20 protein-coding genes are annotated in these 24,607 nt (G+C 47.8%); 3 read left to right on the forward strand and 17 right to left on the reverse strand.

Going from position 1 to position 24,607, the window contains the following annotated elements; all coding sequences use genetic code 11:
- Window positions 1–124: 124 nt before the first annotated feature.
- Window positions 125–3,211 carry a glycoside hydrolase family 2 TIM barrel-domain containing protein gene (locus MUB35_RS03850; protein WP_033142917.1) on the reverse strand — a complete coding sequence of 1,029 codons (3,087 nt, stop codon included), beginning with the start codon at window positions 3,209–3,211 and terminating at the stop codon, window positions 125–127.
- Between the two features lie 202 nt (window positions 3,212–3,413).
- Between MUB35_RS03850 and MUB35_RS03855 the strand changes: the two genes are divergently transcribed.
- On the forward strand, window positions 3,414–4,253 hold the full coding sequence (locus MUB35_RS03855; protein ID WP_033142918.1) for an AraC family transcriptional regulator: 840 nt from the start codon (window positions 3,414–3,416) through the stop codon (window positions 4,251–4,253).
- Here MUB35_RS03855 and MUB35_RS03860 read toward each other — a convergent pair.
- From MUB35_RS03860 to metG, 8 genes are all read right to left on the reverse strand, one after another.
- Window positions 4,227–5,048: a glucosamine-6-phosphate deaminase gene (locus MUB35_RS03860; RefSeq protein WP_054350395.1), complete on the reverse strand. Its 822-nt coding sequence runs from the start codon at window positions 5,046–5,048 to the stop codon at window positions 4,227–4,229. The genes MUB35_RS03855 and MUB35_RS03860 overlap by 27 nt on opposite strands.
- Window positions 5,049–5,162: 114 nt before the next feature.
- Complete coding sequence (locus MUB35_RS03865) at window positions 5,163–5,999, reverse strand: carbohydrate ABC transporter permease (RefSeq protein ID WP_033142919.1); 837 nt, start codon at window positions 5,997–5,999, stop codon at window positions 5,163–5,165.
- 11 nt (window positions 6,000–6,010) lie between these two features.
- A complete protein-coding gene (locus tag MUB35_RS03870; protein ID WP_033142920.1) occupies window positions 6,011–6,889 on the reverse strand; it encodes a carbohydrate ABC transporter permease in 879 nt (292 codons plus the stop codon).
- A 28-nt stretch (window positions 6,890–6,917) separates the two neighbouring features.
- A complete protein-coding gene (locus MUB35_RS03875) occupies window positions 6,918–8,258 on the reverse strand; it encodes an extracellular solute-binding protein (RefSeq protein WP_186971005.1) in 1,341 nt (446 codons plus the stop codon).
- Between the two features lie 19 nt (window positions 8,259–8,277).
- The gene (locus MUB35_RS03880; protein ID WP_033142922.1) at window positions 8,278–9,270 is read right to left on the reverse strand and encodes an N-acetylglucosamine kinase; all 993 of its coding nucleotides are present in this window, start codon (window positions 9,268–9,270) and stop codon (window positions 8,278–8,280) included.
- A gap of 15 nt (window positions 9,271–9,285) precedes the next feature.
- The gene (locus tag MUB35_RS03885) at window positions 9,286–10,551 is read right to left on the reverse strand and encodes a 6-phospho-beta-glucosidase (RefSeq protein ID WP_033142923.1); all 1,266 of its coding nucleotides are present in this window, start codon (window positions 10,549–10,551) and stop codon (window positions 9,286–9,288) included.
- A gap of 143 nt (window positions 10,552–10,694) precedes the next feature.
- Complete coding sequence (locus MUB35_RS03890; protein ID WP_033142924.1) at window positions 10,695–11,705, reverse strand: LacI family DNA-binding transcriptional regulator; 1,011 nt, start codon at window positions 11,703–11,705, stop codon at window positions 10,695–10,697.
- Window positions 11,706–11,922: 217 nt separating this feature from the next.
- Window positions 11,923–13,893 carry a methionine--tRNA ligase gene (metG, locus tag MUB35_RS03895; RefSeq protein ID WP_103732756.1) on the reverse strand — a complete coding sequence of 657 codons (1,971 nt, stop codon included), beginning with the start codon at window positions 13,891–13,893 and terminating at the stop codon, window positions 11,923–11,925.
- A gap of 589 nt (window positions 13,894–14,482) precedes the next feature.
- Between metG and MUB35_RS03900 the strand changes: the two genes are divergently transcribed.
- Entirely contained in the window at window positions 14,483–16,408 is a 1,926-nt protein-coding gene (locus tag MUB35_RS03900) for an FUSC family protein (RefSeq protein WP_186971006.1), read from the forward strand.
- A 91-nt stretch (window positions 16,409–16,499) separates the two neighbouring features.
- Here the strand turns inward: MUB35_RS03900 and MUB35_RS03905 are convergent, their stop codons facing one another.
- The 6 genes from MUB35_RS03905 to MUB35_RS03930 form a co-directional block, all read right to left on the reverse strand.
- Entirely contained in the window at window positions 16,500–16,889 is a 390-nt protein-coding gene (locus MUB35_RS03905; RefSeq protein ID WP_054350387.1) for an HsmA family protein, read from the reverse strand.
- A 184-nt stretch (window positions 16,890–17,073) separates the two neighbouring features.
- Window positions 17,074–17,673 carry a cytidylate kinase-like family protein gene (locus tag MUB35_RS03910; protein ID WP_118593840.1) on the reverse strand — a complete coding sequence of 200 codons (600 nt, stop codon included), beginning with the start codon at window positions 17,671–17,673 and terminating at the stop codon, window positions 17,074–17,076.
- 113 nt (window positions 17,674–17,786) lie between these two features.
- Entirely contained in the window at window positions 17,787–19,184 is a 1,398-nt protein-coding gene (locus tag MUB35_RS03915) for an MFS transporter (RefSeq protein WP_033142929.1), read from the reverse strand.
- Between the two features lie 25 nt (window positions 19,185–19,209).
- The gene (locus MUB35_RS03920) at window positions 19,210–20,124 is read right to left on the reverse strand and encodes a sugar phosphate isomerase/epimerase family protein (protein WP_186971007.1); all 915 of its coding nucleotides are present in this window, start codon (window positions 20,122–20,124) and stop codon (window positions 19,210–19,212) included.
- Between the two features lie 15 nt (window positions 20,125–20,139).
- Complete coding sequence (locus tag MUB35_RS03925) at window positions 20,140–21,078, reverse strand: sugar phosphate isomerase/epimerase family protein (RefSeq protein WP_186971008.1); 939 nt, start codon at window positions 21,076–21,078, stop codon at window positions 20,140–20,142.
- A gap of 23 nt (window positions 21,079–21,101) precedes the next feature.
- Complete coding sequence (locus MUB35_RS03930; RefSeq protein ID WP_186971009.1) at window positions 21,102–22,280, reverse strand: Gfo/Idh/MocA family protein; 1,179 nt, start codon at window positions 22,278–22,280, stop codon at window positions 21,102–21,104.
- Between the two features lie 424 nt (window positions 22,281–22,704).
- Between MUB35_RS03930 and MUB35_RS03935 the strand changes: the two genes are divergently transcribed.
- Window positions 22,705–23,541, forward strand: coding sequence for an AraC family transcriptional regulator (locus MUB35_RS03935; RefSeq protein ID WP_186971010.1), 837 nt, complete (start codon window positions 22,705–22,707; stop codon window positions 23,539–23,541).
- 86 nt (window positions 23,542–23,627) lie between these two features.
- Here MUB35_RS03935 and MUB35_RS03940 read toward each other — a convergent pair whose 3' ends face one another.
- Window positions 23,628–23,855: an HPr family phosphocarrier protein gene (locus tag MUB35_RS03940; protein WP_054350384.1), complete on the reverse strand. Its 228-nt coding sequence runs from the start codon at window positions 23,853–23,855 to the stop codon at window positions 23,628–23,630.
- Window positions 23,856–24,137: 282 nt separating this feature from the next.
- Window positions 24,138–24,602, reverse strand: coding sequence for a helix-turn-helix domain-containing protein (locus MUB35_RS03945; protein WP_033142935.1), 465 nt, complete (start codon window positions 24,600–24,602; stop codon window positions 24,138–24,140).
- Window positions 24,603–24,607: the final 5 nt, after the last annotated feature.

Genomic DNA, 24,607 nt, shown 5'->3' on the forward strand with positions numbered 1-24,607 from the left:
TCCTGTGCGCAAACAGCCCGCATCAGAAAATCCCGCGTACGAAAATGGGGCTGCCGCCCGCCCTGTCTGCTGTCTCGCAGAAAGAGCCGGCCGCATCCCCATTTTATATTTTCAATTATTCTGTTTATTTTACCACCGGAAGCAGGCTGATTGCAAAGGTAAATTCATTTTCAATAAAACGGTACTTCTCCAGAAGTCTCGGTCCGCAGCTGTTGGAGCCGATTCCGTTCTGGCGGTAGTCCAGGCAGAACACTGTGTAGGGGGAGGCTTTCAGCTCATAATTATGTGCCTTTTCCGTCAGCTCCTCCTGTGTGTATACAGACGCATTGAAGGCAAAGGTATCTGCACCCACTGCTGCCAGGCTGATCCTGCTGCCCTCAGCCTTCACATAATCACAGTCATCGTGGCTGCCGTTCTCCTGCGGACGGATATAATCCTCATGCAGCTCTTTTACGGCGGCATGGAACTCATCATGATAGCTGGCTCTGCGTTTATCCTGATAACTCTCCACAGGGCCAAGTCCATAGTATGTGATGTCCGCCATATCGCGGGGCAGGAACAGGCGCAGGCCGAATCTCGGAAGTTCCGGGAATTCCGGGTCTTTCTTCACATCCAGCTTCACGTCAATCCTTCCGTTGGCACGGATCGTCCATGTGGCATCAATATCCAGGATTCTCTGGATGATAACTGCTGATACGGAAAGAACTGTGTGGATCTGTACTTCCTCTTCCAGAACCGTGTAATCCGTGCGGTAGGCCCTTGTCACGATCTTGTCGTACTTCGCTTTTCTCCAGATGTTCTTAATATTTCTGTCATTGTCTGTGGGTGCTCTCCAGATGTTGTATTCCATCGGGCGCTCCAGAACCTTGCAGTTTACATAACTAAGTTCAGAGAAGAGACCAGTCAGCTTGTCATAAGTATAGGAGAATTTGTCTGTGCTTACGAACAGATTCCTGTCATCCTGGGCTACGCTGAATACAGGCGGCTGCCCTGCCTCTTTGCCCGCCTCTCCGGATTCCTCTGTCACTTCCAGAATCTTCACTGCCTTCTGGTTTCTCATATCCTTTGTCTGGAGCTGAATCTCATCAAAGCCCAGTTTAAAGCCTTCCGGCAGAAATCTTGTGGCATTCTTCAGATGATATTCAAGCTTCAGGTAACATTTACCTGCTTCCGGAACCTCATAATCCAGGGCAATCACACCCTCTTCATGAGCGCTGATGTCAGGCATGTCATCCGGGCAGATGCATCCTTCCCCGATCATGCTTCCGTCACAGTTTACCGTATAAGTTATATAGAGGTAGTCCTTTAAGTTTACATAATCCATATAATTGTGCAGAACTGCCTCTTTCTTCTCTTGGTCAAAAGAAACTACTCTGGCCGGACGGTGTACATTTTTGAATTCACGCAGGCCTGTATGCGGTGTGCGGTCAGGATATACCAGACCATCCATACAAAAGTTGCCGTCCTGCGGGTACTCCATGTGGTCGCCGCCGTACGCGTATTTTTTCTTTCCTTCAATGGTCTTGCCCATGTAAATGGCATGATCACACCACTCCCATACAAAACCGCCGCAGGCGCCGTCGTACTGCTGGAAGACCTGGAAATAATCCTCAAAATCTCCGGGGCCGTTGCCCATTGCATGGCAGTATTCGCACATAACGAAAGGCTTATCCGGGTTTTTTGCAAAGTAGTCGTGGATCTCCTCAATAGCCGGATACATACGGCTGTGCAGATCTATATTGGAATAATCGTATTTTTTATCCTTGGATGTGTAGCGGGCACTCTCAAAGTGGGTCAGTCTGGTATGGTCAAATTCCTTTGTCCAGGCCAGTGCCGCCTCAAAAGTACAGCCGTATGCACATTCATTTCCCATGGACCAGATCACTACACACGGACGGTTCTTATCTCTGTGCACACAGCGCTGTGTCCTGTCCACAGTCGCCTCCGTAAATGCAGGGTTATCCGCAATGGCCTGATTCCATCTGGAAGCCCTCTCCTCCCAGGAATCATCTTCCATATAGATATCAGCGGTTCCGTGGCTCTCATTGTCCGCCTCGTCAATAACAAAGAATCCGTATTCGTCACAGAGCTGATAGAACTGCGGCGCATTTGGATAGTGGCTGGTACGGATGCAGTTGATGTTGTGCTCTTTCATTAACTGCAGGTCTTTTTTCATCTGTTCCAGGCTGATGGCAAACCCTGTAACAGGATCGCTGTCGTGGCGGTTGGTGCCATGGAATTTCACCTTTACTCCATTTATGTAAACCACTCCGTCTCTGGTACAGATTTCACGGATACCCATACGGTCTGTGATAACCTCTCCGGCAGCTTCCAGCACTACTTTGTACAGATACGGCTCCTCCGCGTTCCAGAGAACCGGATTTTCCAGGGTCATGCGGATCCTGCCGTCCTCTGATACCCGGCTGCTCTCTGCTTCCAGACTGCCCTCTGCATTGTAAACAGAGATTTTTACAGGAACTGCCTCGTTAAAATAAGTCACTGCCACATCGACTGACGCACTCTTTCCATCCGGCGCAATGTCTGTTGTGAGGAAATAATCAAAGATTCCCTGTGCGGGACGTTTCAGCAGATATACATCCCTGAAAATACCACTCATGCGGAATTTATCCTGGTCCTCCAGATAACTGCCGTCGCACCATTTCAGAACCAGAACGGCCAGGGTATTCTCACCCTCTCTTAAAAAGCTGCTCACGTCAAATTCACTTGTGGAGTGTGACACCTGGCTGTATCCCACATAACTGCCGTTTATCCATACATAAAAGCAGGAATCCACGCCTTCAAAATTCAGGTAAGCTTTGGGCGCATTTTCATCCTCTGCATAGGTGAATGTATGCACATAGGCTCCGCAGGGATTTTCCTGAGGCACATACGGCGGGTCCATGGGGAACGGATAACGTGTGTTGGTATACTGGTGTCTGTCATATCCGAAATTCTGCCAGCATCCCGGCACAGGAATCTCATCAAAGCTTCCCGTCTGGTATCCCTCTCTGAAAAATTCCTCTTTCAAGTCATAGATGCTGTCAAAATATTTGAATTTCCAGCTGCCGTTTAAAAGCTGGAATCTGTCGGAATTCTCTCTGTTCTCACACAGATCGTCTCTCTGTGTGCCTGCAGGGATATAGTAAGCCCTGTTCGGCATGGTGTTCTCGTGCAGCATGTGAAGGTTCTCATAATATCTGGGTACAATCATTGGTCATAGCCCTCCTGAAAATGTATTTTTTACTGTAACTGTTCCGCGCCCGCGCAGGAAATGCGCAGGCCTGCCAAAAAGTCACCTCATACTGCCTATTATAAAATACGTCACAGCAAAATCCATATCCTGTATTAGACAAAACATGCACAAAATGATACAATCAATAAAAGCAGTTTAAGGAACAAAGGAGCATCTGCCTATGTACGTTAATACCGGATATTTAAACCATGCGGAAACAGATCTGGAAAACCCACAGATCCCCCTGCGCATAAACAGCAGCGGGATATACAGGGTCATCTCCCGTCCTTCCATGTCAACGCTCAGGCCCAAAGGGCGGGCTGACTACCAGCTTATCTACATTGCCTCCGGGCGGGCCTGGTTCACTTTCGGCCAGGAAAAGATTGAAGTGGGCGAGGGAAACATGGTCCTTCTGCGCCCCTTCGTCCGACAGGAGTATGTCTACTATGGAAAAGATAAACCGGAGGCCTTCTGGGTACACTTTACAGGGTACCGGGCAGAAGCCTTACTGGATGCCGCCGGATTTGCACAAAATCAAATTCTGTATGCCGGTGTTTTTTCCGAATACAGGGACCTGTTTTTCCAGATGATACGGGAACTTCAGGTGTTCCGTCCGGCCTATGAGGATCTGCTCCCCCTCCTTTTGGAACAGCTTCTGCTCCTGGTACGCCGCCACCGGATCGAAGGCCCCGGGGAGCGGCACAGGATTCAGAAGGAGATGGAAAAGGCCATCCACTATTTTAATGAAAATTATTACCGGGATATAAAAATCGAAGACTATGCCAGACAGCAGCATATGAGCACCTGCTGGTTTATCAGAAGTTTTAAACAGTACACCAACGTGCCGCCCCTGCAGTATCTCACCTCCGTCCGCATCCGCAGAGCCAGGGAACTTCTGGAGACCACAGATTATACGGTCAGTGAGATCGGGGCATTGGTTGGGTATGACAATCCGCTGTATTTCAGCAGGATTTTTAAGAAACAGACAGGGGTGTCACCTGCCGGGTACAGGAAAACCTGATTCCGCCAGCAGGTCCTCTATTCCTCCCGCGGCGTCTTCATCCAGGACAACAAGCCCTCCCGGCAGAAGTTTCATGACAGTCCCCGGCAGCTCCTCCGTGGGCTGTGTATTATACATTTTTTTCACAATATCCTGTTTCGCTTTTCCGGAGACCTGAAGGATCACTTTCTTTGCCTCAAACATGTGGTGTACACCAAGGGTGATTCCTCTGGTCAGCTTCATTGGGGAAGAAAAGTATTTCTGCCCTACATTCATGGTTGTCTCTGAAAGCTCTACCACTTTTGCATAATCCTCAAAACTGCCTCCCGGCTCATTTAATCCCAGATGGCCGTTCATGCCCAGTCCCAGCAGCATAAGGTCGATTCCGCCATGGCTGAATATGATCTGGTCAATCCGGCTGCATTCCTCCTTAAAATTCGCTGCGTGGATATCAAACAAATGCATTTTCTCAGGCTGAATCCCCAGCGGGCCGTACAGATGCTTCTTCAGGAAATTTGTACAGTTTTCCCTTTCATCCTCCAGATCCAGCCATTCATCCAACGCAACAAATTCGGCCTGTGAAAAATCAATTTCACCCTTTTCTTTCATCTCCCGCAGTATCTCACAGGTCCTTACCACAGTGCTGCCGGCAGGAAAGCACAGCAGTGCATCCTTCTTTTCCTCCAGGCACTCTTTTACCAGCTCCGCGCATCTCCTTGACATACCCTCCATATCCGGGCATACTTCTGTGGCTGGAATCCTGATTGGGAGACATGCTCCCAAACTTTCTGCAATTTCCTCCATACAGTTCGGCAATGTTTTTTCCTCCTTGTTATGTATTATGCAAGCCGTACAGTGATTCCTGTATTTACAGGGTACGTACGGGCATCTGCACATTTTGTTCATGTTTTCTCCTCTTTTCTGCTCTTACTATCCTTTGACCGCCCCCATTGCCAGACTCTTCTGAATGTTCTTGCTCAGGAAAACGTACAAAAACAGCGTGGGTATGGTGGCAATCGTCAGACCTGCGCCGATCAGTCCCCATTTTGTAGAATATTTTCCCACCATGTCGTTGACTCCTACGGTGATCGTCTTGTATTTTTCCCCGCTCACAAATGCAATGGCCAACATCATCTCATTCCATGCTGAAAGGAAGGTAAGGATGGCAACTGTGGACAGGATGGGCTTTAACAGCGGCATGATGATCTGCCAGAAAACCCTGTAAATATTGGCTCCGTCAATAAAGGCAGCCTCCTCCAATTCCTTTGGAAGTGCCTCCAGGGTCCCCACCATTAGCAATATGGCTGTAGGCATGGCAAAGGCCACGTAGGGAATGATCAGCGCCCAGTAGGTATCCAGCACCGGCTTCATATTCACGAACAGCGGCAGCAGCACTGCGTGTATGGACAGCATCATACCGGTCAGGAAAATAAAATACACAAATTTACTCAGCTTCCATTTTAAACGCACAATAGCATAGGTTGCCATAGCTGATAAAATCAATGTGAATGCTATGGTAAGTCCTGTGACAACTGTACTGTTGAACAGATATCTGCCCAGATGTGCTTTTTCAAAAACCTTTGCGTAGTTGGCCCATTCCCAGTTCTCCGGCAGCCCCACTATATTTCCCCCGAAAATCTCGCGGTTGCTCTTCAGGGAAAAAGTAAACATCCAGTAGAGTGGAAACAGCTGGACAACGGTAATAAATAACAGGACAATCGTTTTCACCGTGCCGGTTCTCTTTAGCTTTGAACTTCTCCTTTTCATACCGGTCCCTCCTAATCTTTCTGGATATGATTAAATATTTTTTGTACGATAAACGTAAATACAAGGCACTCCAATATAATGAAAATAGCTATAGCACTGGCATACCCGTATTCATTGGTCACAAATATCTTCTTATACATGAGAAGTGACGGTACTTCTGAGGCGTGGACCGGCCCTCCGTTTGTCAGAATATATATTAAATCAAAGGATTTCAGCGAACCGATGATGGCAAATATAACGCAGGCTTTAATCATTGGCACTATCATGGGGATAATGACTCTGACCGCTGTCTGAAACCGGCTCGCGCCGTCCACCTGGGCCGCCTCAATGATTTCCGGTGAAATGGATTTCGCTGCGGAATAAAACAGCAGCATGTGATATCCTATATATTGCCAGACCATAGGTACAAAGCAGGCAAGCAGCGCGGTCCCCTGGTCTCCCAGCCATTCCCTCTGGAGGGCGTCCAGCCCCACAGCTCCCAGTCCCATATTTAACAGGCCATAGGACGGATGATAGATTTTCAGCCACAAATGCGCAATGATCGTGCCGGAGATTATGACAGGAACAAAAAAGGCGTTCCTGTAAAAATTCTCGCCGCGGACACCACCTGCCAGTACCAGCGCCAAAATCATGGAAACGGGGAGCTGTATAAATACAGAGGCTGCGGCCAGCAAAATAGAATTCCAGATGGATTTGAAAAATAATGGGTCCTGGAACATCTTGATATAATTTGCCGCACCAATAAATTTTGCTTTTGTCACCCCGTCCCAGTCCAGCAGGCTGTAGCCTGCTGACTGGAAAACCGGGAACAATGCAATTGCACAAAACCATATGAGTGCCGGCAGTACAAAAATACAAATTGCTTTTTTATCCCTCAATGCTCGTTCCATACTACTGCCTCACTTTCCCTCTCCGTACTTACTCGGTATCTCCTTTTTTCACCTGAAGCTGTGCTTCCTGCATGCCTGCCGCGAACTCCTCCGGTGTCGTTGTTCCTGCCATCAGTCCCTGAAGCAGTTCATAGTGTTTCTCTATAGCCGTTCCTTCCAGGAAAGTATCCCAGGCCAGCACATATCCGTCCGCATTCTTGATCAGATTTTCAATCTGTTTTAAAGTAGGGCTGACCTCTGACTCATCCACATCCACTTTCCAGGCTGGAAGGCTGTCACCAATCTTGTATGCCTCCTCAGACATATATTTCGTAATGCCCACAGCAAATTCATAAGCCATATCCGGATATTTTGTATTGGCATTCAGCATGATCATATCAATAGCACCGCCTGAGAAGCTGTTGACTCCGCCTTTGCCTCCGTCTACAGTGGGCATCGGTACCGCTTTAATCTTCCCCTGGATATCGTTTTCATCACTGTCGCACCCTGATGCTACCCAGCTTCCGCCGTAGTACATGGGTACCATTCCCATATAAAATTCTTCCTGTGCTTCCTCAGCCCCAAGGCCCAAGGTTCCCTCAGGGAAAGCCCCTGCCTCATTTAGTTCGCATAACAGCTCCGCAGACTTTACAATACCTTCTGTATCTAAAGTCTCCTCACCCTGCAGCGCACGGTTCATGTAATCCGCACCCTCTGTGCGCACTGCAAGGGCATTCTGGATCATACCGATATGCCATCCGTCCTTTGCGCCCAGTGCCATTGGGGTCACCTCCTCGGCGCGGAACGCTTTCACTGCCTCCAGCAGCTCGTCAAAGGTTTCCGGTATCTTTACGTTATATTCTTCAAAGAGTTCCTCGTTGCAGAACAGTGCACCAGCCCACTGTTTCAGCGGCAGTCCGTACACCTTATTATCGTATGTACCGTATGTAAGGGTACCCTCCAGCAAATCGTCCTTTGTGTTGTTTTTCTCCATCAGCTCATCTAACTGCAGCACATTGCCGGCTTCCACATAATTCTTTGCATATCCGCCGCCCCAACACACAAATACGTCCCCCTGGGAACCTGTTGCTGCCGCAACCTTCAGTTTGTTATTCTGATATTCCACCTCCTGGGTAGCAACAGCTTCAATATGCACATTTGGATGCTCTTCCTCAAATTTCTCCACATAGCTGTCTACAATCTCTCCCATCTCAGCGTCCGGCCAGATATGCCAGAATGTGAGGTTGATATCTTCCCCTGATTCCTTGCTGCTCTCTTTCTTGTCTGTATCTGTCTTTTCTTTCGCAGTGCCTCCGGTACTGCCGCACCCAGCTAATGCTGCAATCATTGTTCCCGCTAATACAAACCCCAATACTTTTTTTGCTTTCATTTCTTTTCTCCTTTTCCCATTAGATATTTTCCAGCCTCCTGACCGGAAATCTGGCTGCGCCTTCCTCTATGTTTCTGTATATCCCACCTGCCAGAACCCTATTCATCCGCTTCAGCCCCATGAGCACCGCTCCGATCACCGGTTCATACTCGGCAGCAATGACATTGGCTCCGGGCATTTTCTTCAATATTTCCCTTTCCACTGCATCCTGAAATCCCTGAAACTTACATTTGAAGATACTTCCGGAAAGCACAATGTCTGTATCGCATTCCAAAATACCCATTTTCCTCATGCGGGCTTCCAGATAAACGACTATCCTTTTTCCGTACTGAATCCAGATATTACCTGCAGTCCTGTCTCCCCGGCAGGCGGCTTCCTCAAGGATGATGGGCAAATTCAGATAATCACTGCTCTTGATTTTTCCCATTACCTGCATATAAAGTAGTTCATCCACGGACTGTGCCTGAAAATGTTCCAGAAGACGGGGGGTCAGTTCCGTCTTTTCCAGCAGTCCCATATGAGCGTCAAATACAGCCTGCACTGCTTTTTTCCCCAAACTCCAACCGCCCTGGTACTCATCCGGAATATAAAATCCATAAACAAAACAGTCCTCGCCGTTCTGCACCGCACAGTTCAGTCCTGAACCCGCACAGAGTATTCCGCACTGCTGTTTTCTAGTGGCTGCGCGCATGGCAATGATACAGTCATTCACAATTTTTACATCTGCCCTCGGAAAATATTTCCGTATCTCATTTTCCAGAAGCTCAGCCTCATAATCCCAGTCAATCCCAGTAAGGCCGCCCAAAACTGCCGTCACATCCTCTTTCTGCAGACCGCACTCTGACAGGGCCTGGTCAGCAGCCTGGACAACAGCCTGCACTGCATAGTCCAGGCTGGTGCTGGAATGGCATGCACCATAACTTTTTCCCATTCCCAGAAGCCTGCCCTCCTGGTCTGCTATGACAGCATGTGTCTTACTGCCGCCCTGATCGATACCCAATACATATCTCATACTGTGCCTCCTGGCTTATAAATGAAATTGGGGCAGGTATTCTTTGTTGGCTTCCAGAAGCTCAGGTACCAGCTTCTCCACATACTCCCACTGACGTACTAGGGGATGTGCCAGCAGTGCCAGCTTCATTTTTCTTACATCACCCTCCACGGCTGCTTCCACGGCAAGCTGTTCGTAGTTTTTCACTGCTGCGACCAGTCCCCAGCACATGGACGGCACCTCCGTCACATGCAGCGCCTGCATACCTGTCTTGTTCACAAGACACCCGACTTCCACCACTGCACTGTCCGGCAGGAAGGAAATTGCCCCGTTGTTGGGCACATTCACTACCATCTTAGTATCCACGTTATTGTAGACAGCATTCACAAATCCCATAGCCACCTCTGAATAACCGCCGCCGCCGCGTTTTGCCAGAGCTTCCGGCTTGTCGCAGTTTGTCTCATCCGCGTATGCTGCATATACATCTTTTTCCAAATCCTGCACATACTCACCGCGAGTCTTTGGTGCCGCTTTGAATTTTGCCACTTTTTCGTTGGTATGATAGTACCACTGGAGATACGGGCTCGGAATGACACCCAGCAGTTTGATCAGTTCCAGGTCCACGTCATCATTCTGTGCTGCTATTTTTTCAAATTCCGCCTCTGTAACAGGACGTCCGTTTATTGTTATATTGCTGATGAAGTTCATGTGGTTCAGTCCCATGTAATCGTACTGTACCTGCTCATAGGGGATTCCCAGAGCACGCTTTGCCCACATCTTAGGAAAAATACCTCCGGAACAGAATCCCGCAATATTGGCCTTAGTATAACGGGTGACAGCCTCTGTTACTAATCCGGTGGGATTGGTATAGTTGATGAGCCAGCCCTCCGGGGACAGCTCCTCCATCTTTCTGGCAACGTCCAGCATGACCGGGATTGTACGGAATGCTTTCATCATTCCGCCTGCACCTGTAGTTTCCTGGCCTACCAGATCGTACTGCAGAGGGATTTTCTCGTCTTTTACTCTCTGTCTGTTTCCTCCGACTCTTATCTGCGTATCCACAAAATCCGCGCCGTACAGCGCTTTATCAAGGCTTGTGGTTGCCCGGATCTCCACGTCCAGTCCCAGTTTCTCTGCAAATCTTTTGCAGAATCCCTCCATAATATTCAGACGTTTTTCGTCAATATCATAGAGCATGACCTCTTTTACCGGGAGCTGTTCCTTTCTCATCGCCATTTCGTCCAGCAGCTCCGGTGTGTAGGAACTTCCCGCCCCCACGATTGTAAATTTCATTCCCTCCATTACTATGACCTCCTTTATTTTTGTGTAGCGTTCCACATTTGCCGATAGAAAAAACACATTCCTAATATGTGCTTTTTCGTTGTGTATCGTTCCACATTTATCTGAAAGAACAAACAAGGATTTTTCCTTGTTGTCCTAATCATTCATTCTGTTGTCTCACGGATCACCAGTTCCGGTTTTATTACAACTTTTTGTCTTGGCGTCTCCGGATTCTGTATCTGCTGCAGAAGTATCTGCACTGCCTTTGCCCCCACTTCGTACAAAGGCTGACGGATGGTTGTCAGCTTTTTCAGTTTTTTCTCCACGCCCCAGGGCTTATCATCATCAAACCCTACAATCTTGATATCCTCAGGAATCCGGATACCTGCCTCCTCAAGAGCTATCATGCCTCCAAAGGCTGTGTTGTCTGCTCCGAAGTATATGGCATCCGGCAGCTCCTCCCTGCTGTGCCCGCTAAGCCAGGTCCTGACGGCGTGATACCCCTCATCGACACCAAACTCCTCGCACTCCACAACAGACGTGTACTGTGACAGACCCTGCTGCTCCATGGCTGCCAGATAACCCTGCCACCTGCGCAGGGCTGCTTTTGTCCCTTTTGCACCTGTGACATGCATGATGCGCCTGCATCCTTTTTCCACAAGATGGTCGATGGCCAGCTTGGAACCATAGGTATTGTCCACCAGAACATTATTTACACTGGCATCCTCCACCTCATTCTCCACAACTACGAAGGGGAATTCCATCTCCGCCCGTTTGCGGATCAAATCTGCGTCATCCAGATCACTTCCGTATATAATGGCTCCGTCTGTAGCACCATTGCTGAAAAAATCTATGTAGTTCTCCTTTTCACCTCTGTCATTTCTTCCGCTGCAGAAAATAACCCGGAAATGATTTTCCTTTACGGTATCCTCCACACCTCTGATCACATCAAAAAAATACTGCTCTGTCAGTGAATCCAAAATAACACCAACCACATTTGTCCTCTGCAGGACCAGAGACCTGGCCAGCGTGTTGGGCTTGTAGTGAAGCTCCTTCATCGCTTCCTTAATGCGGCTCCTTGACTCCGGGCTTACACCTGACTGATTGTTCAGGACACGGGATACCAGTGTCTTTGATACGCCTGCTCTTTTTGCCACATCATATATTGTCACCATATTGTATCTCCTCTTTTCATGTACAATCCTATCATGTGTATCGTTCCACGTCAATTATTTTTTGTGTATTATCACCAATTCTTACCTTTTGCACAAAAATAAGTCTGGATTTTCTGTAAATTCTACTGAAAATCAGGCTGTGTCCGTAACAAAAAAAACACCGCAGAAATGTGCCATTCACAGCACATCCCCGCGGTATATATTTCTATTCTGTCTCTTAGCAGATCTCAGCGCCGGCAGGCATATCCTTATCCGGTGTCATGAGTGCCAGCTCGCCGTCCAGTCCCTCTGCGCACAGGATCATACCCTCTGACAGGATTCCGGCCAGTTTTGCAGGCTTTAAGTTCACCAGTACCATTACTTTCTTTCCTACCATGTCCTCCGGCTTATAATTGGATTTGATTCCGGAGACGATCTGTTTTACCTGGCTTCCGATCTTCACCTGGGAACAGAGCAGTTTTTTGGATTTTTTTACTTCCTCACAGGCAATGATCTCGCCCACCTGGAACTGCATTTTCATAAAATCATCAAACGTCACTTCCGGTTTTGCTTCAATATCCACAACCGGTTCTTCCTCTTTTTGCTCCTCTTTCGGTGCGTCTGCCGCTGCCTGGGCTGCGCGCATAGCCTCTACTTTTTCCATGACTTCTTTTACATCAAGGCGGGCAAAGAGAATTTCCGGCTTCTCTGTCACTTTATTGCCTGAAGGATAGGACCCGAAAGTATCCAGCTCTTCATAAGTTCTCTTAGATGCATTCAACTGGGACAGAATCTTCTCTGTTGTCTCAGGCATGAAGGATTCCAGCAGGGAAGCACCGATGCAGATGCCTTCAACCAGATTGTAAAGCACTTCTGCCAGACGGTCTTTTTTGCTCTCGTCTTTGGCAAGTGCCCACGGCATGGTTTCATCAATGTATTTGTTGCAGCGTTTGAACAGGGCGAAGATCTCTGTGATAGCGTCTGCCACACGGAGTTCCTCCATCTTGTCCGCCACTTTTTTCTTTGTTCCGAGTACAACTGCCTTTAAATCCTCATCAACCGGTTCGGTCACTCCGGTGCTGGATACTTCTCCGCCGAAATATTTATTTGACATGGAGATGGTGCGGTTTACCAGGTTTCCGAGGGTGTTTGCAAGCTCTGAATTCAGGCGCTCCACCATCAGCTCCCAGGTGATGACTCCGTCATTTTCAAAAGGCATTTCATGGAGCACAAAGTAGCGCACAGCATCCACACCGAAGAAGTCTACAAGCTGGTCTGCGTAGATAACGTTTCCTTTGGATTTGCTCATCTTGCCGTCGCCCTGTAAGAGCCAGGGATGTCCGAATACCTGTTTCGGAAGGGGCAGATCGAGAGCCATCAGGAAGATGGGCCAGTAAATGGTATGGAAACGGATAATGTCCTTGCCGATCAGATGCAGGTCAGCAGGCCAGTCTTTCTTAAACTGCTCTGTGCTCTCCCCGTCACAGTCATATCCGATTCCGGTGATATAGTTTGTGAGGGCATCCAGCCACACATACACCACGTGTTTCGGGTCAAAATCTACCGGGATTCCCCATTTGAAAGAGGTTCTGGACACGCACAGATCCTGAAGACCCGGAAGCAGGAAGTTGTTCATCATCTCATTTTTTCTGGAAACCGGCTGGATAAATTCCGGGTGTTCATTGATGTGGTCGATCAGACGCTGGGCATATTTGCTCATTTTAAAGAAATATGCCTCCTCTTTCGCCGGTGTCACCGGGCGTCCGCAGTCCGGACATTTGCCGTCCACAAGCTGGGACTCTGTGAAGAAAGACTCACAGGGGGTGCAGTACATGCCCTCGTAATGTCCCTTATAGATATCGCCCTGGTCATACAGTTTTTTGAAGATCTTCTGTACCTGTTTCTCGTGATAGTCGTCAGTGGTGCGGATAAATTTATCATAAGAGGTATTCATCATATCCCAGATATTCTTAATCTCTCCGGATACCTGGTCTACAAATTCCTTGCAGGTCACGCCTGCCTCCTCTGCCTTCATCTCGATTTTCTGTCCGTGCTCGTCTGTTCCTGTCTGGAAGAACACGTCATAGCCCTGCTGTCTTTTGAATCTGGCAATGCTGTCAGCCAGAACAGCCTCATAGGTGTTGCCAATGTGCGGTTTGCCTGAGGTGTAGGCAATCGCTGTAGTAATATAATATTTTTTCCTGTCCATTTTTTATCTCCTTTACTTTTCTGTGGAAGAATAAAAAAACACCCATCCCCTCATTCTGAGAAGACGAGCGTTAACCCGTGTTACCACTTCTTTTCATCTGTGCCTCACAGCACAGACCTTAACAGGTACCTGCATACCTTTCCGCTGTAACAGGCGGAACCTGTCGCAGCCTGGCTTCCCCTGCACAATATGTCAGGTTCCGTTCGGTGCGCCTCTCAGGAGCCATCTTCGGCACAGTTTTCTTCGTTCCTCTCAGCATACGGAACTTCTCTGTAAAAGAAAAATCTGCACGTACTCTCTCCGTCCTCGTGTTTCCACTATAAATTTCATGCTAGCACATTTCCTGTTTTTTGTAAAGCCGGAAATTTTGTCTTTCTGAATCTATGGTATCTGCAGGTTACTGTTCCGGGAGGTGTTTCCTCATGGGACGCGGCGCGATATGAAAGCAGCTTCCGTACCGGCCAGCAGCAAAAAATAAAAAAAACGGAATATATATCTAATTCATTAAGAAATATGTTATACTTTTACCGGTACAGAAAACAAAGAAAAGACCGGTTTATGAAAAAAGATTGGATAGTGAAATGATGAAATGTTTGTAAAATCAAAAAAGTATTTAAAAAGATTCGGCAGTGATCTGTGGAATGCACTTCCGGTGATCTTGTTCTTTCTGGTGTTGTTCTATTGTGTTATTTTTTTGTTCGGAACATCCTACCTGTTATTGGTTTCTGTTTGTACAACGATTTTCAAAGTGAATTATCAGAAACGATTTACATTAAAAGGAATCCTGATCATTATAGCAGAACAGCTTTTAATGTGCGTCCTGGCATTTCTGGCCACACGGAACCTGCCCTTATGTATCATACTGAATGCTATGGTCCCTTTTATTCTGGTGGTGCTCAGAACGACCCGTTTTAATCAAAAAGGTTATTTTGTAAACGCCATGGGATTTGTATTCCTCCAGCTCAGACCGGTCAGCTTTGCAGGCTTTGGAAAGCAGATTCTGGTATATGCCATTCTTCTTATATTTCTGGCAGCAGCGCTTGGAATTGTCACGGTCCTGAAAGGAAAACACAGGGAATACCTGGCTGTGCGGGAGGGGTTTGGGATTGCGGCAAAACGATTCCGAAGTCTTGCCAGTGGAGAACGGATAAAGGATATCTCTTTACAAATGGCATCTGTACAGAACAGCTTCCATGCAGGCGCGGCAGCCAGCCAGCACCCTGATACAAACGGAAGCATTCCATATATATTTGCGCTTTTATTTCAGAGAACCGCTTATTTTATCCTGGATTATCTCCAGCTTGAAGAAAAATTCAGCAATGCGGATGTCCGTCTCTTTGGCAAAATGGCCGATTATATGGAAGAAATAAAAATAAGCCTGAACAGCAAAGATAACGAAGCTCTCATCCAAAGGGCCGGAGAACTCTCAAATGAGACAGATGATGTCAGTGAACGGCTGCAGACGTATATGGGGAATTTTTTGCATCTGCTCGTCATGGCATTGACTCTAATCACATCAAAGGAGCAGAAAACCGTCCATTATACTGCTAATTGGAAACGCTTCTGGAAAGAAAAAAAGGCACGGCTCAGACCGGAACAGTTTGAGATGCGGTTTGCACTCAGGCTGTCCCTTGTACTTTCCCTGAGTTTTCTTATCTGCAGGCTGTTAGACATCAGCCATTCCTATTGGCTCCCTCTGAATGCGTTTCTCCTTGTTCAGCCAATGTATGAGGAGAGTACCCGACGTCTGAAAAACAGGGTGATCGGTACTTTTCTTGGCAGTACATTTGTCTTTTTTGTGCTGATGAATCTAAATGGGATGACGGCACATTTCGTCCTGGCCGCAGTTATGGTCTCCTTTATGTACAGTTTTGTGCCGGGAAGCATATTGCAGGTTTTCTTTTCAACCGGCTTTGCGCTGACGCTTACCACTCTTTCTTTAAACAGTACAACTGCGGTTGAATTACGGCTCATTTATGTCATAACCGCGGTTGTGTTTGTCCTGCTTGCGAATCGATTTTGTTTTCCCACCAGCCTGTATGGGCAATTCCGGTTTAATCTGCGGGAAGTGATACATATGGAGTACAGCTATTTGGATTTCCTGAACATAGGAAGTCTCCGCCCCATTGACTATGAGATCATGAGTGATGCCCTGGCGCAGTTCAATCTGACATATGGGCAGGCAATGGAATATCTGACAAAGAATCCGTCAGCAGAGATGGAATGCTACAGAAGTCTGTTGAATACTCTATGGAGAATGGTTTCAGAGATTGAACAGATGGTGTTCTATGTGACCACAGAGAATACCGGCCCCAAAGAGCGCGAAATGGTTCAGAAATTTGTAAGGCAGATGAAGGATGCGCTTAAGCCCCATAGTACATGGAAAACAGAGATTGAAGTCAAAGGATGCAATCCATATCTGGAACGCCTGATGACAAAATATATTGTGAACGTAGAGAAAATGCAGGAAATGTATAACCGTTTCCCTGATCTGGAAGGACTGTTTGCTAAATAAGAAGTGTACAGAATGTCTGTCCGTTTGTTACGCCCATAAATGAAATATTCTATGAGCTTAACAAACAGACATCAGATGCTGATAATAACAATCAATGGCTCATACCTATGATCATCCCCAGAATATAGGGCACCAGCCAAACCAGCCAGACAAAAATGCTGAACTTGTGAAAGCTTTCCTGTTTCTTCTCATCCTTTTTCACCAGCACCAGGGTTGCCCACAGCGCGTGAAACAGCATAAGAACGATTGCCAGAGCACCTGTAATGCCATGAAGCCCCATGCCGGTCTGTCCTCCGGCTCCTTCTTTTGTGATAAAACTCATGATGGTAGTACCTGTGGTGTCAAAGACAAGGCCGAGCCAGAAGATGAAAACATGCTGTTTCTTCAGGATATGTGCCTTTCTCTCAGAAAAAACACCTATCGTATAGAAAACAAGTGCAAGCGTGATAGTAATAATAGCCATGATCAATTTGATATCCATGGAAATGCGCCCCCTTTGGTTTTTTGTATACTGTAACCGTTCCGCGCAGTAAATGCGAAGACCTGCTGAATCGTTTACCGTATTTCATCATTAGAGCACGCTTACCCGGAAGTACAAGAAAAAAGCCGGAGGACCGGGCAATTTCTCATCGCACGGTCCTCCGGTTTAAATCCCCCTGATTTTCTCAGGCTTCCTGTCTCTTCTCAATATAATCCAAGATCAGCTCCGCGGCTGCATCCGGAGAAAATCTGCTGGTATTGATCATCAGGTCATAATTCTGCGGGTCTCCCCATTTCTGCCCTGTGTAGTAATTATAATAGCGCTCTCTTGTTTTATTTTCCTTTTCCAGCTCTTTTAATGACTGGCTGCCGTAGTGGGTCCCGGCCCTTTCCCTGCGGAATTCCTCATCGGCGTAGATGAAGAAGGAAAAGCAGTCCGGATGCCCCCTCAGCACCGCGTCCGCGCATCTTCCCAAAAATACGGCGCTGCCTTTCTCCGCGATCTTCAGAATCGCTTTAGCCTGCTCCCGGAACATTTTATTATAGTAGGGAACTGCCTCAAAACCATAGGTCCCCATACTTCCTATGCTGCTGTCGGGTGTCCGGTAGGCAGATTCCAGAATGGACTCAATGTCCACTTCTGTGTCCCCCATCTTCTCCGCTGCCAGATAGAGGATCTGGCGGTCGTAACAGCGCACACCCATTTTCTCTGCCAGTATTTCCGCAATCTCCTTGCCGCCGCTGCCGAACTGGCGGCTGATGGTGATGATGGTCTTTTCCTGCATATGAATCCCTCCTGACTGATGATCCCATAGGCATATCAGACATATAATCCTGCCGGATGCTATGGTTTTCCAGTTATTCCATTATCTATGGTTCCCATATGTTTACAGTATTATTATAACTCACCCCGGGACTCTCGTTCAATAAGTTCCTGCATGATGGCAGGATATTTTTTATCCAGCTTATAGAGTGTCAGTGTGATCAGTACCGTAACCCACACCACCAGAGGGCCGAATTTATAAATGTTGATAATCATATCCACCGCGGACTGAGGCTGTACAGCAGCGCCTGCAGAGGAGCTGATATATCCGGCCGCTGATAAAAGTCCGGTGATGATCGCTGAGGACAGGCCGGCTCCCACCTTCATGCCCACAGAACTCCCCGCAAAGATCAGGCTTTCCTGCCGCAGATGCGTCTTCCACTGTCCGAACTCCACCACATCCCCCAGGAATCCGAATACCACAGCATTGAGCGGTGCAAGCCCCAGTGCCCGGATGACACAGCTCATAACCATCCAGGGAAAGCTTGTCGGATTAATGAAGAAGATCAGCTGTCCGATCAGGGCCAGCCAGATACCGGCCAGGGACATATTTCTTTTCCCGAATTTCTTAAGCAGGACAGGACAGCAGAAGGTCACTGCCACGATCAAAAGTGTCTCTGTCAGGTAAAGAGTGCTGTACATCCAGGTGTCATTTTCAAAAACATACTTGCAGTAATAGGGCAGTATGGTCCCGGTGATGCAGTAAATGGCGTTCTGCATGGTCCACAAAACCACAACCGCCCAGAAATACTGGTTGCATACCAGCGCCTTAAATGCCTGTTTTGCCGGCACCTTTGCCTGTCTTTTCTTAGCCTCGATCTCAACCGTCTCTTCACAGTTCTTAAAGCATATGAGCAGAAGCACCAGGGCAATGGCTGCCCATAAGGCCATGGTCTTGGCCCACGCTGCCTGGTCATCCCCGAATAATTTTACTACCGGCATGGTGCAGGTCACTGCCAAAATACGGCCGAAGGGCGACAGGCCCATCCTGACAATGCTCAGCATGTCTCTCTCCGATGAGATTCTTGTCATCATGGCAGAGAGGCTGCTGTACGGAAGGTTGATGGCTGTATAGCATACCGTGGTACAGAAATTATAAGTGACGAACATATATAAAAACTGCAGCAGTGCTTTTGTGTGGGGTACCGTGAACAGAAGCACCGCGGAGACTGCGTAGGGAACGCACATCCACAAAAGCCAGGGCCTGGATTTTCCCCATCTGGAATTTGTCTTCTCCACAATAATGCCCATTACCGCATCTGATACGCCGTCAAACATACGTGACAGAAGCATGACCAGACCTACCGTGGCAGCGCTGATTCCGACATAATCCGTATAAAACAGTGTGAGCAGCGTACTGATCATACCGAAAACCACATTGCAGGCCGTATCGCCGCATCCGTAGGCTACACGTGTTCCCCAGCCCAGTTTCCCGCCTGACTGCTGTATTCCTGTAGTGTTTTCATTTTTCATACCGCTTCTCCATTCCTTTCTCTTCTCAGAGAAGTTCTCTCTCGATTCTCTCCCTTGCCTCAGGCGCCTGGCGGTCCATTTTTTCCGGGAATCCGAACATGGATACACAGGCAATGTTGTCACCGCCTGCCTTCGGCGCACTCTGACCAAACTGCTTATTGGCAAAATCCATCTCCCGCAGGGTTTCAAAGATGCCGTTAAAGTCCACATCTCCCTCACCCATAGCCAGGTGCTGGTGAATGGTCACATCCGCTTTCCCACGTCCGTTCAGCCACGGGGGATTGGCAATATAGCGGCAGTCCAGGGTCTGGTTAAAGGTATCCGCAAAGAGTACATGGGTCAGCTCATCTCCTGCGTAGTGCAGCATGGAACGCACATCTCCCTTTCCCTCATCATAGAAGAAACCATGAGGGGAAGAATACACATATCCCAAATGTCTGGAGCGGAAGGATTTCACCATATCACAGGTCTCATTGTTCAGCTCACAGAAATCATAGGGATGGGACTGGATTTCCACCCGGATGTCTTCCTTTTCTATTATGGGAAGCAGCTCCTCCATGGATTTGAACCACATGCCATTGCAGATTTCCTGCCGGTTCGGATCACCGGACAGCTCTGTGTTGATGACTTTTACGCCCATGTCCCCTGCAATTTGGATCATACGCTTCCAGTTGCGCACTGCAAACTGGCGCTCCTCCTCTGTGGGGCCTGACCAGCGGTATACCACAATGAAGGAAGATATCTCCACACCTGTCTCTCTCAGGGCTTTCCGGTATTCAGCCTCACATTCTTTTGAAAAGAGAGGGTGCTTATAGAAGGGATTGATGCGGGGGTGGGGGGACTGTTCGATGTACTGATATCCCCAGTCCGCCACCTGATGCACCATCCGGTTGATGTCCATCTGCTTTGCCAGGACATCAACGTCAAATGCAATTTTCATGGTTATTCCTCCTACTTACCGGCTGATCGTCTGGCGGAGAGCATCTATGGAGGTGTTTACTCCTGCTTCCACAGACATGGTCAGGTCTTCCATTTCCAGAGATACATCTCCATGATACCCCATCATGCTGAGTACGGAGAAGAATTCTTTCCACCACTGCAGGTCTTTTCCGCAGCCCACTGCAACGTAATTCCAGACACGGTCCGCAGACTCTGTCACGGGTTTCGGTTCCAGAATGCCGTTTGTATCTGCCAGTCCGCGCTCTATACGGGCATCTTTGCCGTGTACATGGAAGATACAGCCTTTCAGCGCACGCGCCGCGGCAATAGGATCCGCACCCAGGATCATCATATGGGAAGGATCCAGGTTAATACCGATGATGGGATCTGTGGCCTCTCTCAGCTTCAGCATGGTCTCTGCTGACCACACCATGGTTCCCGGGAACTCTTCTATGGCGATCTGCTCTATATTGTGGCTCTTTGCATACTCCGCAAATTCTTTCCAGAAAGCAATGGTGACTTTCCACTGGTATTCATAGGCCGGCGCCATGAAATCCGGCCATGAAACGGTGGATGTGATCCAGTTCGGCGTGGTGTCTGTCTCGCTGCCTGCCGGCAGTCCGGCCATGGCTACGATCTTCCTGACCCCCAGCTTTTCTGCCAGATCCACGCAGGCATACATGGACCTTTTGTACTCCTCTCCCGTCTCGGATGGCCAGAGGGGATTGCAGGAGGTGTTCAGGGCAGCAATGCGCATGCCCCTCTTCTTCAGTTCCCCTTTGAATGCTTCAAGCTTGGCAGGGTCCGCCAGCAGTCTGGCTGTGTCGCAGTGTTTACGGGCACCCCAGCCCCCTGCTGTCATTTCTACTGCGTCGATTCCGAGAGCTTTTACTTTATCAAGCATCTCTGTATAAGATAAATCCGCGAAAACATCTGTACATATGGCTAACTGCATTCTTATTTCCTCCTCTTTTCCGATTATTTAAAATCTACCCAAACGCCGCCTTTGTCAGCGGATTCCACACATTTTGTCACCCAGCGGATGCCTTCGATACCGGCGTCGATACCCGGGTACACAAGATTTTTCAAAGTTTCCTCATCGCCTCTGTTTTTCGCATCAATGGCAATGGCGAATTTCAGATAAATATTTGCCCAGCTCTCCGGAAGTCCCTCTGCATGCAGGGCACCCAGGCGTTCGTCCGCATTACATTCGTCGTACAGGTACGGCATGGACCGGATCATCTTGCGGATTGGTTCACCCTGCACCTGATAGAGCAGTTCATTTGGCTGATTGTCGGAAAATTCAACGGAAGCTTTAGAACCCACAATACGGATTCTGTGTCCGTCCATACAGCCGGCGTTGACAGCCGAGGCCCACATACGGCCTACGGCTCCGTTTTCATAGCGCATCAGAACATAAGCGTTGTCCTCAAGAGGTTCCCGCGATTTTACAAAGCTCTGGCGGTCACAGAGAACTTGTTTCAGCTTCAGTTCCGGGCAGATCAGCTCTGACATGTAGAAGGTATGTGTGGACAGGTCACCAAGTACAAAGGATGGGCCTGATTTTTCCGGGTCAACACGCCATTTCTGGCCTTCTGAAACTTTATCACCGATCTCATCACAGGCAAACCCGTGTGTGTACTGCAGTTCTACCATATGGATATCTCCCAGATCACCGTTCTGTACCATCCGGCGCATCTGAAGGAGAAGCTGGCTTCCTGAAAATCCATATGTAACGCCTACAATCTTGTTCATCTTCTCGGCCAGAGCTTTGATCTCTTCTCCCTGCTCCACTTTGAAGAACAGCGGTTTTTCACAAATCACATGAAGTCCTGCTTCCAGAGCTGCTTTGGTGATCTCATAATGTGTAAAGTTTGGTGTGGCGATGGAAACTACTTCCACACCGTCAGGACGTTTTGCCTCCTCCTCAAACATGGTCTTGTAATCCGGATATAAACGGTCTTCTGCCACGCCCAGATTCATTCCGAAATCTTTGCAGCGCTCAAAGTCAAGGTCAAAGGCTCCTGCCACCAGCTCGTACGCCGTATTGTCTCTCAATGCTCCCAGTCTGTGTTTGTAACCTACATTGCCTGTTCTTCCTCCGCCGATCATTCCCCAGCGCAGCGGTCTCTCGATTCTTTTTTCTCCGTTTAACATTTTAATATCCTCCTGATAAATTCACATTAATTTGCTTTTTTATTAATTGTTTGTTCTTTTTGTTATTTTCCAACTGCACGCAGTTGACCCACCATGAAAACGGCCGTTTTCTCTGTATATTGGTGATGTCTGCAGCAGGTCGGGCAAGGTCTGCACAATTTCTGCGCTGCCCGCCAAAAGGCGTATGGACTACGAAAAATCAGCCTGCCTTAGGGCAATCTTTATGACTGAATACCTTTGTTGTCCGGGTATCTGAACTGCTGCGGTGTTTTGTGTTTCGTATTGGTTTGTTTGTTTCGATAGTTGTATTATACGCATATACAGCGTGCTTTTAAATATGGATTTTTGTCAAAAAGTTCATGGATATTGCTTTTATTGCGCAGAAGGATTATAATGGGATAAAAATACGGGAAAGGGGATAGATATGAAAAGTGTAGATACCGGTGTGCTGGCCCGCTCCATCTGCTTCTCTTTTACTCCTTCCGATACAGCCAGGCAGCTATACTTTTACCCTACCTGGTGCGGGCATTATTTCTGTACGGGAAGGTATTTTATGAGAAGGGATTATTTTCCGCCGCTGCTTGTGGCCTATATAAGAGAAGGGACTCTGCATGTGGAATACGAAGGGGAAACATTTGACGCGAAGAAAGGAGATGTGGTGCTTCTGGACTGTGCCAGGCCCCATTATTACCAGGCAATGGATGGGCTTGAATTTGTGTACATCCATTTTGACGGTTCCAACTCCCACGAGATCTGCGGACATATTCTTAAATTATTCGGGCCGCTGATACGGAACCAGAATAATGCCCTGGTAGGGAACCTGATTTATAATATGGTAAAGTTTTACGAGCAGGACGGGGTTGAAAATATGTTTGACAGCTCCATGAGGATTTATAAACTGCTGCAGCTTCTCAGTGAAAGGGAACTGCATAACCAGAAAGAGGACACTTCTATCGAAAAGACGATTCGTTATATCAGAAGTCATGTAGGGGATAAGATCACGCTGGAGGAGCTGGCAGATATTGCGAATCTCAGCACTTATTATTTTTCCCACCGCTTTAAGGAGGAGACAGGTCTGTCCCCTATAGACTACGTGATCAATACGCGTCTTGACCGGGCTAAAATCCTTCTGGCCCGTACCTCCATGACCGTGGAGGAGATTGCTTATGAGGTAGGGTATCAGAGCAGCAACAGCCTGATCAATCTCTTTAACCAGAAGCTGGGATTTTCGCCGAAGGAATACCGCAAACTGGCAAAATAAAAAATCCCCCCTGTACAGATACAGCAGCATATCAGCATGCAGCGGCATCCACAGGCGGGGGGGTGATCCATTTTTTCCAACTCTGTTCAACTGGTCATATATTTCTGTAAAATATTCTCAAAATGCGGGTCCTGTTCTTCATAAACCACACGGAGCTCCTCTTCCCAGTTCAGGCTCAGCATACCCAGAATGGATTTAGCATCAATCACAATCCTGCCGCTGACAACGTCGATGTCAAAATTACATCGGCATGCCGCGCTCACAAACTCCTTAATTTCATTGATCTCACTGAAGCGAACGGTTCTCTCACACATGCCGGTTCCTCCTTTATCCTCTGTCTTATTCTCCTCCCCTGCAGGGTCTTACGAGGCTCTGCCTGGTATTTCAATTGCCGCCTGTGACTCCGGGAGTGCACTGCCCTGGTTGTCTCAGTTCGTCTTTCGCGGTAATTATAAGAATATAACAAAATGGGGAAAATAGCAATGTGTATTTTTTTTAGATTTTGTTGTCTATGTCATGACTCTTCACTGCGTGCACAGCAGTATGTTTCGCATTGCACAGTTCCGGGACATTCTTCTTATTCCAGTCCCTTCTTCTCATCCGGCGTTCCTTTGAACAAGGTTTCTTATTATCACAAAAATGCCGACCAGAATCTCGCCCAGCGAGATACCGAATAATAATCCCGAGATAAAATCCTGTACATTCGTACCTCCCATAAATTTTGAGAGAACTAACAGCAGTATTCCCATGAAAACAAGGCCGATACCTATAAAATAAATCCGTTCTTTCTCAAGTACAGAAATTCTTTCTAAAATGGAGAAGGTCTGATCCTCCATTACAGCTTTATTGACCGCATCATCCCCATTCAGCAACTCGCCTACAGACGTGTCAAGTGTCTGGCATAGTTGTTTTATGACAGAGTAATCAGGCATGCACTTTCCGTTTTCCCATTTTGATACGGTCTTATTTGAGACCCCAAGCTTTTCTGCCAACTGTATTTGGGTCATATTATGTTCTTTTCTTTTTTTGGCAATGTATTCTCCTATTTTCTGCTGGTTCATATTCC

The sequence above is a fragment of the Blautia sp. NSJ-175 genome (assembly GCF_022867815.1).
Taxonomy (GTDB): domain Bacteria; phylum Bacillota; class Clostridia; order Lachnospirales; family Lachnospiraceae; genus Blautia; species Blautia celeris.